This is a genomic window from Streptomyces sp. NPDC048278 (genome assembly GCF_040652195.1).
Classification (GTDB): Bacteria; Actinomycetota; Actinomycetes; order Streptomycetales; family Streptomycetaceae; genus Streptomyces.
In genome coordinates this window covers 1-13,225 of record NZ_JBEZLP010000036.1, presented here as the reverse complement: position 1 = coordinate 13,225, position 13,225 = coordinate 1, and the positions used below count along the sequence as shown (strand labels likewise).

The window sequence follows — 13,225 nt, the reverse complement described above, 5'->3', positions numbered from 1 at the left end:
ATGGAGCTACTGGAGAAAGTCGTCGAGATCGCCCGCGAGGCGGGCGAGCGGCTGCTGAAGACGTACTCGGCCGAGGCACGCCCGAAGAGCCGCGCCGACATGTACGCCTTCGGCCGGCGGATCGAGGGCGGCACCAGCGAGTACCTGGAGGCCGCGCTGCGCGAACTGCGGCCGGAGGCCGGCTGGGTCGGCGACGAGATGGAGGGCAGCGACCTGCCCGAGGGCGAGTGGTGGGCCACCGACGGGATCGAAGGGGGCGTCAACCACGTCCACGGGCTGCCCGAGTGGTCGGTCAACATCACGCTGATCCGGGACAACGTCCCCGTGCTGACCGTCGTACGGATGCCGGTGCCGGACCTGACCTACACCGCCGTGCGGGGCGGGGGCGCCTTCCTCGACGGGGTGCGGCTGCGCGTGTCGGAGAAGCAGAGCCTGGACGCGGCGGTCGTCACGGCCAGCCAGGCGCCGGGGAACCCGGAGGCCAACCGGCGCTTCGGTGACGCGGTGGCCGCGCTGATGGGCGTGTCCCTGCTGGTGCGCAACACGATCCCGACCACGTTCCCGCTGCTCGCGGTCGCCTCCGGGCAGTACGACGTCTTCTGGCAGTACGAGCCCGACCTGCCGGGTGTCGCGGCCGGCTCGCTGCTGGTCTCCGAGGCCGGCGGAACCGTCACGGACCTGCGCGGGCAGCCGTGGCGGCCGGGGAGCCCCGACGTCCTGATCGCCGCGCCCGGGCTGCACGAGGCCGCCCGCGCCGTCCTGGACGGCGTCGCGTCATGAACGTCACGATCCTCGGCGCGTCGGGCGGTACGGGACTGCAGCTGACCCGGCAGGCCCTCGAACGCGGCCACACGGTGGTGGCCGTCGCCCGCGATCCACAGCGGATCTCCGTGCCCGACGGGACCCGGCTGACCCGGATCGCCGCGGACGTGCGCGACGCGGCGCGGCTGGCCGAGGCGCTGCGGGACAGTACGACCGTGCTGTCCGGGCTCGGCATCAGCGGCGGCAGCGAGCCGGGCATCCTGACGGCGGGCGCGCGGGCGGCCGTCGACGCGGGCGCCCGGGTGATCTGGCTCGGCGCGTTCGGCACCGGTGCGACCGCGCAGGCGGCCGGGGGGTTCACCCGCAACCTGCTGCGGACGTTCATGAAGTCCGAGATGGCCGACCGGGTGACGGCGTGCGAGGTGGTGACCGGCTCCGGCGGCACGGTGTTCCATGCCGGCCCGCTGGCGGACACGCCGCTGAGCGCGACCCGGCGCACGCTCGGCGTGGAGGAGGCGCCGAGGAGGTTCTTCCCGGCGAGGGTGGGGCGGGCGACGGTCGCGGCGGCGATGCTGGACGAGGCCGAGAGCGGGAGTCATCCGGGGCGGACGGTGATTCCGGTGGACTGAGGATCGCTTTGCTGGGTTTGCTCCGGTGGACATGTCGAGCGCCGGCCGGTGGGGGCCGGTCGCACAGCTCCCCGCTCCCCTGACGGGGCGCTCCGGCGGCGGGGCGCCGTCCGGCGGTGCTCCCTTACGAGCACCACCACAGGAACCGGGTGCACGTCTTGCTCGGGGACGGGGAGGGGGACGGGTCCGACGTCGTCGGGGTCGCCGTCGGGGTCGAGCCCGTCGTGGATGTCGCCGTCGCCGTGGGCTTGCCGGTGACCGGGGCCGTCGTCGCCGACTGGGCGTTCGCGTCCTTCGAGGAGGAGGGGGACGGGGAGCCGGACGCCTTGTCCTTCGAGGAGGAGGGGGACGGGGAGGCCGAGGGGTCGGCGGAGGCGGAGCCGGGTGTGCCCGTCGCGCCGGAGGTGTCGCCCAGGGGCTGGGCCGTCGTGCCGGGGGACGACGTCGACGTAACGCCGTCGGTCGTGTCGCCGCCCGCCGAGGCCGAGCCGGGGCTGGTGAACGGTATGGCGTCCGTGCCGAGTTCGGCGAGACTCAGGCCGCCCGCCGCCAGTACGCACGCCGCGGCCACCAGCAGGACCCTGCGGCGCCGCCGGCGATGGGCGGCGGCCTTGCGGTCGCGACGGCTCCCGTCCGGGGCGGACAGCGGTTCCTCGGGATCCCCGGGATCCTCGGCGAGGCTGTCGGCGGCCTGCCCCCGGCTCCGGCCGCCGCGTCCGCGCGCCGCCCGCCGCCGGTCGGCCCGGCCGCCCGCCGGCACTCCGTCGGCCTCGGTCTCGGCGTCCTCGGTGTCCTCGGCGTCCTTGGCGCTCCGTGCGTCCTCGGCGCCCTGTGCGTCTTCGGTGAACGCCGGGCCGCGGCCGTACCCGCCGCCGGCGAACCGCGGCTCCGTGTACGGGGTTTCACCGGGCGTAACCGGTTCGGAGGCGGACGCTTCCGGCGCTGACGCGCGTAGCGTTTCGGCGGCGGTGCCGCACCCCGGGCAGGCGAGGGCGCCGTTGAGGTGCCGTCGGCACGGGTAGCAGTAGTCCATGACGCGGGAAGACTAAGTTCCCCACCAGTCACTTAACCAGCCACCCCTGTGAAGGTTCTGTGGGGGACCGAAAAACGTATCGCAAGCCTTGCCGAAACCGTTACCTGTTCGACCCATTGACACCCCTGCCGCCCCGTCCTTACTGTCACGCCAGCATTTCGAACGTGTGACGAAATCTCGAACAGCTGAGGGGCAACTGCCGTGCGCATCACCGGAATCAGCACACACGTGGTCGGGACGCCGTGGCGCAACCTGACCTACGTCCAGGTGCACACCGACGAGGGGATCACCGGAGTCGGCGAGACCCGGATGCTCGGTCACACCGACGCGCTGATCGGCTATCTGCGAGAGGCCGAGGCCAACCACATTCTCGGTTCGGACCCGTTCGCGGTGGAAGACCTGGTACGCCGGATGAAGTACGGCGACTACGGCCGGGCGGGTGAGATCGTCATGTCCGGCATCGCCGTGATCGAGATGGCCTGCTGGGACATCAAGGGCAAGGCGCTGGGCGTGCCGGTGTGGCAGCTGCTCGGCGGGAAGGTGACCGACAAGGTCAAGGCGTACGCCAACGGCTGGTACACCACCGAGCGGACCCCGGAGGCCTATCACAAGGCCGCGCAGGGGGTCATGGAGCGCGGGTACAAGGCGCTGAAGATCGACCCGTTCGGCACCGGGCACTTCGAGCTGGACCACGAGCAGACCCTGTACGCCGTGTCGCTCATCGAGGCCGTGCGGGACGCCATCGGGCCGGACGCCGAGCTGATGCTGGAGATGCACGGCCGGTTCTCGCCCTCCACCGCGGTACGGCTGGTGCGCGAGCTCGCGCCCTTCAAGCCCGCCTGGCTGGAGGAGCCCTGCCCGCCGGAGAACCTGAAGGCGCTGGAGAAGGTCGCCGCCAAGGTGGACATCCCGGTCGCCACCGGTGAGCGCATCCACGACCGCATCGAGTTCCGCGAGCTCTTCGAGAGCCAGGCCGTGGACATCATCCAGCCGGACGTCGGCCATATCGGTGGAATCTGGGAGACCAGGAAGCTGGCCGCCACCGCCGAGACGCACTACGTGCTGGTCGCCCCGCACAACGTCGGCGGCTCGGTGCTCACCGCCGCCTCCCTCCAGGTCGGGTTCACCTCCCCGAACTTCAAGATCCTGGAGCACTTCAACGACTTCGCCGACGCCGAGATCAAGAAGGTCGTCAAGGGCGCGCCGGAGGTCGTGGACGGGTACTTCCACCTGTCCGAGGAGCCCGGTCTCGGGGTCGAGTTCGACGCCGACGCGGCGGCCGAGTTCCCGCAGCAGCAGGCCCGGTTCGACCTGTGGGCCGAGGGCTGGGAGCAGCGCAAGCCGAAGGGGACGTCGAAGTGAGCTCCCAGGTCGTCGTCGAGGCGCCGGGCGTCCAGCGGGTCGAGGAGCACACGCCCCGCGACCCGGGTCCCGGCGAGGCGCTGGTCGCCGTGCACGCGGTCGGGATTTGCGGAAGCGACCGCGAGGTGTACCAGGGGAACCGGCCCGAGGGGTACGTCCGGTACCCGTTGACGCCGGGCCACGAGTGGTCGGGGACCGTACGGGCGGTGGGCGCCGGGGTGCCCGCCTCGCTGGTCGGCCGCAAGGTGGTCGGCGAGGGGTTCCGGAACTGCCAGGTGTGCGACCGCTGCCACGCCGGGGAGACCACCCTGTGCACCGACGGCTACGAGGAGACCGGCTTCACCCAGCCGGGCGCCATGGCCGCCACCCTCACCCTCCCGGCCCGCCTGCTGCACGCCCTCCCTGAGGACGCCGACCTCACCGCCGCGGCCCTGCTCGAACCGGCCGCCTGCATCGCAGCCGCCGCCCTGAAGGGCAACGCCCAGCCGGGCGAGCGGGTCGCGGTGGTCGGCACCGGGACGCTCGGCATGTTCGCCGTGCAGTTCCTGCGCGCGATCTCGCCGGGCGAGCTGCTGGTGGTCGGGACCAGGAACGACCGGGAGGCGCTGTCGCGGCAGTTCGGCGCGACCGACTTCCGTACCAAGGACCAGGAGCTGCCCGACGACTTCGACGTCGTCATCGAGACCGCCGGGTCCGCGTCCGCCGCGCGCACCGCCGCCTCCCTGCTCAGGCGCGGCGGACGCCTGGTCCTGACCGGGATCCCGGCCGCGGGCGCCGACGGCCTGGACCCGACCGACCTCGTCGTACGGCAGCTGGAGGTGCACACCGTCTTCGGAGCACCGCCGGACGCCTGGTCGCACACGGTCCGCGTCTTCGCGGCCGGCCTCCTCGACCCGCTGCCGCTGGTCACGCACGAGCTGCCGCTGACCGAGTTCCCGCACGCCATCGAGCTGGTGGGGGCCGGTGATCCGAAGGTGGGCAAGGTGCTGCTCCGCCCCTAGGCGTACGCCGGCCGCGGCGTGCCCTGACCTCGCCGTGGCCGGCGTACCACCACAGTCTTTCTCTGCCCCGAGCCGCGAACCTTGTCCGAAATACCGAACACGAAGGACAGCTTGTGACGACCGACGCTTCCGTTACGGCGGCCCGCCGACCCGGTGAGCAGGCGCTCGCCGCCCTCGGCCTGGGCGCGCCCGCCCTCGACCCCGCCGACGCCTCCGCCCACGGCTTCCCGGGCGGCGGCAAGTGGCGCACCGAGATCCCCTCCTGCGAGGGTCCCGAGGCGCTGGCCGTCGTCCTCAAGGAGTCCTCGCGGCTCGACGTGCCGATCCACCGGATCAGCCAGGGCAGCGGCGTGTGGATGCTCTCCGACGCCGAGATCACCGAGATGGTCGAGGCGACCAACGAACGGGACATCGAGCTCTGCCTGTTCACCGGGCCGCGCGGCACCTGGGACATCGGCGGCTCGGTGCGCTCCGACTCGCGGGGGGCCGGACTGCGTGCCCGCGGCCACGACGCCGTCGCCGGGTGCGTCGAGGACGCGGTCCGGGCGACCGAGCTGGGCGTCAAGTGCCTGCTGGTCGCCGACGAGGGCGTGCTGTGGACCCTGCACCGGGCCCGGCAGGCGGGGATCATCCCGGCCGACACGACCCTGAAGGTCTCGGCGCTGATCGGTCCCGTCAACCCGGCCTCGTACTCCGTCTTCGAGCACCTGGGCGCCGACTCCGTCAACGTGCCGAGCGACCTGACGCTCGATCACCTCACCGAGATCCGGCGGGTGTCGGGTGCCCCGATGGACATGTACATCGAGGCCCCCGACGACCTCGGCGGCTACATCCGGATGTACGAGGTCGCCGAGCTGATCCGGCGCGGGGCGCCGATCTACCTGAAGTTCGGGCTGTCCAAGGCGCCCGGCATCTACCCGTGGGGCACGCACCTGCGGGACGTGACGCTGGACACCGCGCGGGAGCGGGTGCGGCGGGGGCGGCTGGCCCTTGACCTGCTGGCCCGGCACGGGGCGGACGGGGACATGGCGCCGCTGGGGTCGCGGCTGCCGGGGGAACTGCGCCGGTTCCCGGTCGAGGGTTCTGCCTGATGAGCGTCGGGGACTGCGGGTCCGTCACGGCTGGTCGCGCAGTTCCCCGCGCCCCCTTGGGGCGCTGCCCTTCGGGGCGCTTCACGACACCTGCAATGCATCTCAACGACGAGAAGAACAGGGATCCATCACCATGCGTACTCGCAGAAGCGCTCTTACCCTCATAGCCGGGGCCGCCTCCCTCGCCCTGACGCTGTCCGCGTGCGGGCAGAGCAGTGAGGGTGGCAGCAAGGAGGACAGCGGCAGCGCGAAGGGCGGCACGATCGGCATCGCGATGCCGACCAAGTCCTCCGAGCGTTGGATCGCGGACGGCAAGAACGTCGTCAAGGACCTGGAGTCCAAGGGCTACAAGACCAAGCTGGTCTACGGCGAGGACGACCCGGACACCCAGGTCTCGCAGATCGAGAACCTGATCACGCAGGGCGTCAAGGGCCTGATCATCGCGGCCATCGACAACAAGTCCCTGAACAACGTGCTCCAGGAGGCCGCGGACGCCAAGATCCCGGTCATCGCCTACGACCGCCTGATCCTCGGCACGAAGAACGTCGACTACTACGCGTCCTTCGACAACGAGAAGGTCGGCGTCGAGCAGGGCACCTACATCGTGCACAAGCTGGGCCTGGACAGCGGCAAGAAGGGCCCGTTCAACATCGAGCTGTTCGCCGGCTCGAACGACGACAACAACACCAAGTACTTCTTCAACGGCGCGATGAGCGTGCTCCAGCCGTACATCGACAAGAAGCAGCTGGTGGTCAAGTCCGGGCAGACCGCGCTCAACAAGGTCACGACCCTGCGCTGGGACGGCGCGACCGCGCAGTCGCGCATGGAGGACATCCTCACCTCCTCCTACAAGTCCGCCAAGGTCGACGCGGTGCTCTCGCCGTACGACGGCATCTCGATCGGCATCATCGCCGCGCTGAAGTCGGACGGCTACGGCTCCGGCAGCCAGCCGCTGCCCGTCATCACCGGGCAGGACGCCGAGCTGGCCTCGGTGAAGTCGATCATCGCGGGCGAGCAGACGCAGACCGTCTACAAGGACACCCGGCAGCTCGCCAAGGTCGCCGCGACCATGGTCGACGACGTCCTGAACAAGAAGACGCCGGAGACGAACGACACCAAGACGTACGACAACGGCTCCAAGGTCGTGCCCGCCTACCTGCTGCAGCCGGTGAGCGTCGACAAGTCCAACTACGAGGAAGTCCTCGTCAAGGGCGGCTACTACACCGACGCCGAGCTCAAGTGACCCGAGTCCCCCACTAGTTGTCCTACTGATTGGAAGGCACGACCATGGCGGGACCCGTCCTGGAAATGCGCTCGATCGTCAAGACCTTTCCCGGCGTCAAGGCGCTGTCGGACGTCACGCTGACCGTCCGCCAGGGCGAGGTCCACGCCATCTGCGGGGAGAACGGCGCCGGCAAGTCGACCCTGATGAAGGTCCTCTCCGGCGTCCACCCGCACGGCAGTTACGAGGGGGACATCCTCTTCGAGGGCGAGCTGTGCAAGTTCGGTGACATCCGGGCGAGCGAGCAGCGCGGCATCGTCATCATCCACCAGGAGCTGGCGCTGTCGCCGTACCTCTCGCTGGCGGAGAACATCTTCCTCGGCAACGAACACGCCAAGGGCGGGTTCATCGACTGGCGGGAGACCCTGCGGCACGCCACCGAACTGCTGCGCCGGGTGGGTCTCGACGACCACCCGGAGACCCGCGTCACCGACATCGGCGTGGGCAAGCAGCAGCTGGTGGAGATCGCGAAGGCGCTGTCGAAGAAGGTGAAGCTGCTCATCCTCGACGAGCCGACCGCGGCTCTGAACGACGAGGACAGCGGCAAACTCCTGGACCTGATCCTGGAGTTGAAGAACCAGGGCATCACCTCGATCATCATCTCGCACAAGCTCAACGAGATCCGTCGGGTCGCCGACTCGGTGACGATCATCCGGGACGGCCACTCCATCGAGACCCTCGACGTGAAGTCGCAGGAGACGACCGAGGAGCGGATCATCTCGGGCATGGTGGGCCGCGACCTGGACCACCGCTTCCCCGAACGCACCGCGTACGAGGGCGAGACGGACGCGGCGCCGGCCCTGGAGATCCGCGACTGGACCGTGCGGCACCCGATCGACCACGAGCGCAAGGTCGTCGACGACGTGTCGATCCACGTCCGGCGCGGCGAGATCGTCGGCATCGCGGGCCTGATGGGCGCGGGCCGCACCGAACTCGCGATGAACGTCTTCGGGCGGACCTACGGCCGCTACGACGGCGGCACGGTCCTCAAGGACGGCACGGAGATCCGTACCAAGTCGGTCGCCGAGGCGGTCGGGCACGGCATCGCGTACGTCACCGAGGACCGCAAGCACTACGGCCTCAACCTGATCGACACCATCAACCGCAACATCTCGCTGACCGCGCTGAACAAGGTGGCCCGGCGCGGGATCGTGGACGAGCACGAGGAGCGGCAGGTCTCCGAGGGCTACCGCACGTCCATGAACATCAAGGCGCCGACGGTCTTCGAGCCGGTGGGCAAGCTGTCGGGCGGCAACCAGCAGAAGGTCGTCCTCAGCAAGTGGATCTTCGCGGGTCCCGACGTGCTGATCCTCGACGAGCCGACCCGCGGCATCGACGTCGGCGCCAAGTACGAGATCTACACGGTCATCGACCAGCTCGCCGCCCAGGGCAAGGCGGTGGTCTTCATCTCCTCCGAACTGCCCGAACTGCTCGGCATGTGCGACCGCATCTACACCATGGCCGCGGGCCGGCTGACCGGTGAGGTGCCCAGGGCCGAGGCCACGCAGGAAGTGCTGATGCGCCATATGACGAAAGACAAGGCGAAGGACAAAGAGGTATCGCGATGAGCACGGATGTCACCGCCAAGAGCCCGGCGCCGGCGCCGCCGGGCAGGAGCGGGTCGGCCGCCGACGGGAACCTGCTCCGGCTGGTCCTGGACGGGCTGCGCCGCAACATGCGCCAGTACGGCATGCTGATCGCGCTCGGCCTGATCGTCGCCCTGTTCGCGGTGTGGACGGACGGCGACCTGCTGCTGCCGCGCAACGTCTCCAACCTGGTCCTGCAGAACAGCTACATCCTGATCCTGGCCATCGGCATGATGATGGTGATCATCGCCGGGCACATCGACCTGTCGGTCGGCTCGCTGACCGCGTTCGTGGGCGCCTTCGCGGCCGTCCTGACGGTCAACCACGGCGTGCCGTGGCCGGTCGCGTTGATCCTGTGCCTGGTGATGGGCGCCGTGGCCGGCTCGATGCAAGGGTTCCTGATCGCCTACCTCGGCATACCGTCGTTCATCGTCACCCTCGCCGGGATGCTGCTCTTCCGCGGTCTGACCGAGATCCTGCTCCAGGGCCAGACCATCGGCCCGTTCCCGAACGGGCTGCAGAACCTGGGCAACGGCTTCCTCCCCGAGGTGGGCCCGCACACCAACTACCACAACATCACGCTGCTCCTTGGGATCGTGCTGATCGCCGCCGTGGTCTGGCAGGAGTTCCGGGACCGGCGCCGCCAGCAGGAGTTCGCCCTGGAGGTGCCGCCCACCCGGCTGTTCCTGCTGAAGCTGACCGCGCTGGTCGCCGCGATCCTCGTCCTCACCATGCTGCTCGCCAGCTACAAGGGCGCCCCGATCATCCTGATCGTCCTGGGCGCGCTGGTCGTCGGCTACGGCTACGTGATGCGCAACGCGGTCTTCGGCCGGCACATCTACGCGATCGGCGGCAACCTGCCGGCGGCCAAGCTGTCCGGCGTCAAGGACAAGAAGGTCTCCTTCTACGTCTTCCTGAACATGGGCGTGCTCGCGGCCCTGGCCGGCCTGGTGGTAGCGGCCCGGCTGAACGCGGCCTCGCCGAAGGCGGGCGACGGCTTCGAACTGGAGGCGATCGCCTCCTCGTTCATCGGCGGCGCCTCCATGAGCGGCGGTGTCGGCACCATCCTCGGCGCCATCATCGGCGGTCTCGTCCTCGGCGTGCTGAACAACGGCATGAACCTCCTCAGCGTCGGCACCGACTGGCAACAGGTCATCAAGGGCCTCGCCCTCCTCGCGGCCGTCGGCTTCGACGTGTGGAACAAGCGCAAGTCCGGTTCGTAGTCAGCGCGGGCCCCGCCGGAAGGCGGGGCCCCTCCTTTATCCAGGAGCCGCACATGGAACTGAACAGACGCACGGTCATCGCAGGAGCCGCGGCGGCGGGCATCGCCGCCACCACCCTCGGTACGGGCAGCGCCGAGGCCGCCTCGGGGAGCAGGAAGCCGGTGAAGGAGCTCTTCGGCACCCTCGCCGACGGGACCAAGGTCTACCGCTGGTCCCTGGAGAACGGCGGCACCCGCCTGAAGGTCCTCTCCTACGGCGGCATCATCCAGTCCCTGGAGATCCCCGACCGGCACGGCCGGTACGCCAACGTGTCGCTCGGCTACGACAACCTCGCCGCGTACGTCGCCGGGACCACCTTCTTCGGCGCGACCATCGGCCGGTACGGGAACCGGATCGCCAAGGGCCGGTTCACCCTCGACGGCACGACCTACCAGCTCTCCGTCAACGACGGCGTCAACAGCCTGCACGGCGGCGCCAAGGGCTTCAACACGAAGGTCTGGGACATCGAGGGCTTCACCTCGGGCTCCGACGTCGGCCTGCACCTGCACTACACGAGCGTCGACGGCGAGATGGGCTACCCGGGCACCCTCAGGACGAAGGTGACCTTCACCCTGAACCGGCACGGCGACTGGATCATCGACTACGAGGCCACCACCGACAAGGCGACCGTGGTCAACCTCACCAACCACACCTACTGGAACCTCGCCGGTGAGGGCAACGGCACGATCGAGGACCACGAGCTGACGATCGCCGCCGGCCGCTACACGCCGACCGACTCGGGCCTGATCCCGACGGGCGAGCTGGCCAAGGTCTCCGGCACCCCCTTCGACTTCCGCAAGGGCAAGCCGGTCGGCCGGGACATCCGCGCGGGCCACCCCCAGCAGGTGCAGGCCAAGGGCTTCGACCACAACTGGGTCCTGGACAAGGGCGTCACGGCCCGGCCCGAGCACATCGCCACGCTGCGCGACCCGCGCTCCGGCCGCACCCTGAAGATCGCCACGGACCAGCCGGGCCTGCAGTTCTACTCGGGCAACTTCCTCGACGGCACGCTCACCGGCACCTCCGGCCGCACCTACCGGCAGGGCGACGGACTGTGCCTGGAGACCCAGCACTTCCCCGACTCGCCGAACCACGCGAGCTTCCCGTCGACGGTGCTGCGGCCGGGGCAGGTTTACAGGACGCGGACGGTTCATTCGTTCGACGCCTGAGGTTGTGGGGAGCTGTGCGGGCGGTAAGGGGCCGGCCGCGCAGTTCCCCGCGCCCCTGACGGGGCGCGGCACAGCCCGGTTCCATGAAGAAACGGTAACTCACACTTTTTTCACACCGGGTGAACAGAGGATCAGCTGTTTCCGTATTGAAGGGCGGCCCGTGCTCCCCCGCGCGGGCCGCCCAAGACGACGGGCCCGGACGTCCCCACCGGGCCCGCCTCATACGGAGGTTAAATGGCCGGCAACGTCACCTCGTTGTTCCGCAGCGGTGCACACAGCCCGTCGATGGCGGCGCTGGCACGCGAGGGGGGCGACGGAACCGGTCCGGTCGACTTCTGCATTCCCTGCAACCCCTACTTCCCCACCCCGGCCATGATGGAAACAATGGCGGCCCGGCTGAAGGACATCATCACCTTCTACCCGAGCAGCGCCGACACCATCACCGCCGAGCTCTGCAACCTCCTCCAGCTCCCCCCGCAGGCCGTGGCCATGGGCAACGGCTCCACCGAGCTGATCACCTGGATCGACCACCTGCTGGTCCGCGAGTCCCTCGCCATCCCCGTCCCCACCTTCGGCCGCTGGACCGACCAGCCGATGGAGACCGGCAAGCGCGTCGACATGTTCCCGCTCCAGGAGTCCAACGGCTTCGCGCTCGACCTCGCGCAGTACGCCGACTTCATCCGCAAGCGGGGCACCAAGGTCGCCGTCATCTGCAACCCGAACAACCCCGACGGCGGCTTCCTGCACAAGCAGGCGCTGGTGCAGTTCATGGACGCCATGGCCGACCTGGACCTGATCGTCATCGACGAGTCCTTCCTGGAGTTCGCCGACGCCGAGGCCGAGCCCAGCGTCGTCCAGGAGGCGATGCTCCGCCCGAACGTCATCGTCCTGCGCAGCCTCGGCAAGAACTTCGGCCTGCACGGCATCCGGTTCGGCTACATGGTGGCCAACCCCTCGCTGGCCGGCAAGGTCCGCTCGATGCTCCCGAAGTGGAACCTCAACGCGTTCGCCGAGTACGTCGTCTTCATGCTCAAGGAGCACGGCACCGAGTACGCGCAGAGCCTGCTCCAGGTCCGCAAGGACCGCCTGGAGATGGCCAGCCAGCTCGCCACCCTGCCCGGCCTGACGGTCTACCCCTCGCAGGGCAACTTCCTCTTCGTGCGCCTTCCCGTCGGCGCCGAGGGCACCGTGGTCCGCGACCGGATGCTCACCGAGCACCGGATCCTGGTCCGTGAGTGCGGCAACAAGATCGGTTCTTCCAGCCGCTTCCTGCGTCTCGTGGTGCGCCCCGAGGTGGACGTGCGTCGCCTGGTGTCCGCCATGGAACAGGTGCTCTACGGGACCAGGAGGGGAGCCGCCGTGCCCGAGCTGAGCAATGGGACCAGCTACAGCTCGGGTACGGCGGCGGTGGACCGGCTGGTGAGCGAGACCAACGGGGCGGGCCTCCAGCTCGCGCAGGCCGTCGGCGCGATGTCCGCTCCGGGGCTCGCCGCCGCTCCCGCCGCCGGTGTCGGCATGCCGCTCCCCGTCGCCGCGCAGCAGGGCGTCGGGATGCCGATGCCGGCGGCAGCCATGCAGATGCAGCAGCCCCAGCAGATGCAGCAGCCGATGATGGCGCCGGTGACGCCGATGGCACCGGCGCCCGCGCCGGTCCCGATGCAGATGCCGATGCAGATGCAGGCCCCCGCCCCGATCCCGGCCCCGGCCCCCGTTCCGGCCGGGCCCACGCCGCCCGGGGTACCGGCCCGGGGCGGTCTCACCGCCGCGCAGGTCCGCGGGATGACGGCCCCCGCGCCCCCGGCCCCGAACCTGGCCCCCGCACCGGCCACCGGCTGGCCCAACGCCCAGAGCTGGCCCAACGCGGCGGGCATGGGCCAGGTCGGCTAGCCGCCGCAGACGGTACGGTGCGCCGCCGAGCGCACCACCGTCGTGGCTGATCGCGCAGTTCCCCGCGCCCCTTACGGGGCGCGCCCCGTAAGGGGCGCGGAGAACCGTACTGCACACCGCATAAAACCACGCCAAATGCGTAACAAACCCGGAGGCGGCAG

11 protein-coding genes are annotated in these 13,225 nt (G+C 70.0%); 10 read left to right on the top strand and 1 reads right to left on the bottom strand.

Annotated elements, in window-relative coordinates:
* Window positions 1-780 carry an inositol monophosphatase gene (locus tag AB0D74_RS40640; RefSeq protein ID WP_362598694.1) on the top strand — a complete coding sequence of 260 codons (780 nt, stop codon included), beginning with the start codon at window positions 1-3 and terminating at the stop codon, window positions 778-780.
* On the top strand, window positions 777-1,391 hold the full coding sequence (locus AB0D74_RS40635) for an NAD(P)H-binding protein (RefSeq protein WP_362598691.1): 615 nt from the start codon (window positions 777-779) through the stop codon (window positions 1,389-1,391). Before AB0D74_RS40640 ends, AB0D74_RS40635 begins: the two co-directional genes overlap by 4 nt.
* Window positions 1,392-1,515: 124 nt before the next feature.
* On the opposite strand, the gene AB0D74_RS40630 is transcribed toward AB0D74_RS40635, so the two are convergent.
* Window positions 1,516-2,424 carry a hypothetical protein gene (locus AB0D74_RS40630; RefSeq protein ID WP_362598688.1) on the bottom strand — a complete coding sequence of 303 codons (909 nt, stop codon included), beginning with the start codon at window positions 2,422-2,424 and terminating at the stop codon, window positions 1,516-1,518.
* Window positions 2,425-2,625: 201 nt separating this feature from the next.
* On the opposite strand from AB0D74_RS40630, the gene AB0D74_RS40625 reads away from it, so the two are divergent.
* The 8 genes from AB0D74_RS40625 to AB0D74_RS40590 all read left to right on the top strand — a co-directional run bounded on the left by AB0D74_RS40625 (window position 2,626) and on the right by AB0D74_RS40590 (window position 13,064).
* On the top strand, window positions 2,626-3,786 hold the full coding sequence (locus AB0D74_RS40625) for a mandelate racemase/muconate lactonizing enzyme family protein (RefSeq protein ID WP_362598685.1): 1,161 nt from the start codon (window positions 2,626-2,628) through the stop codon (window positions 3,784-3,786).
* Window positions 3,783-4,787 carry an alcohol dehydrogenase catalytic domain-containing protein gene (locus tag AB0D74_RS40620; RefSeq protein WP_362598682.1) on the top strand — a complete coding sequence of 335 codons (1,005 nt, stop codon included), beginning with the start codon at window positions 3,783-3,785 and terminating at the stop codon, window positions 4,785-4,787. The genes AB0D74_RS40625 and AB0D74_RS40620 overlap by 4 nt, the downstream gene beginning before the upstream one ends.
* Before the next feature lie 113 nt (window positions 4,788-4,900).
* On the top strand, window positions 4,901-5,878 hold the full coding sequence (locus AB0D74_RS40615) for a hypothetical protein (protein WP_362598678.1): 978 nt from the start codon (window positions 4,901-4,903) through the stop codon (window positions 5,876-5,878).
* Between the two features lie 133 nt (window positions 5,879-6,011).
* Window positions 6,012-7,121 (top strand): multiple monosaccharide ABC transporter substrate-binding protein, encoded by a 1,110-nt coding sequence (gene chvE / locus AB0D74_RS40610; protein ID WP_362598675.1) that lies wholly within the window; start codon window positions 6,012-6,014, stop codon window positions 7,119-7,121.
* A gap of 44 nt (window positions 7,122-7,165) precedes the next feature.
* A complete protein-coding gene (mmsA, locus tag AB0D74_RS40605; RefSeq protein ID WP_362598672.1) occupies window positions 7,166-8,728 on the top strand; it encodes a multiple monosaccharide ABC transporter ATP-binding protein in 1,563 nt (520 codons plus the stop codon).
* Complete coding sequence (mmsB, locus tag AB0D74_RS40600) at window positions 8,725-9,969, top strand: multiple monosaccharide ABC transporter permease (RefSeq protein ID WP_362598669.1); 1,245 nt, start codon at window positions 8,725-8,727, stop codon at window positions 9,967-9,969. The genes mmsA and mmsB overlap by 4 nt, the downstream gene beginning before the upstream one ends.
* Before the next feature lie 53 nt (window positions 9,970-10,022).
* Window positions 10,023-11,177, top strand: coding sequence for an aldose epimerase family protein (locus AB0D74_RS40595; RefSeq protein ID WP_362598666.1), 1,155 nt, complete (start codon window positions 10,023-10,025; stop codon window positions 11,175-11,177).
* A 234-nt stretch (window positions 11,178-11,411) separates the two neighbouring features.
* A complete protein-coding gene (locus AB0D74_RS40590; protein WP_362598663.1) occupies window positions 11,412-13,064 on the top strand; it encodes a histidinol-phosphate transaminase in 1,653 nt (550 codons plus the stop codon).
* The last annotated feature ends 161 nt before the right edge of the window (window positions 13,065-13,225 follow it).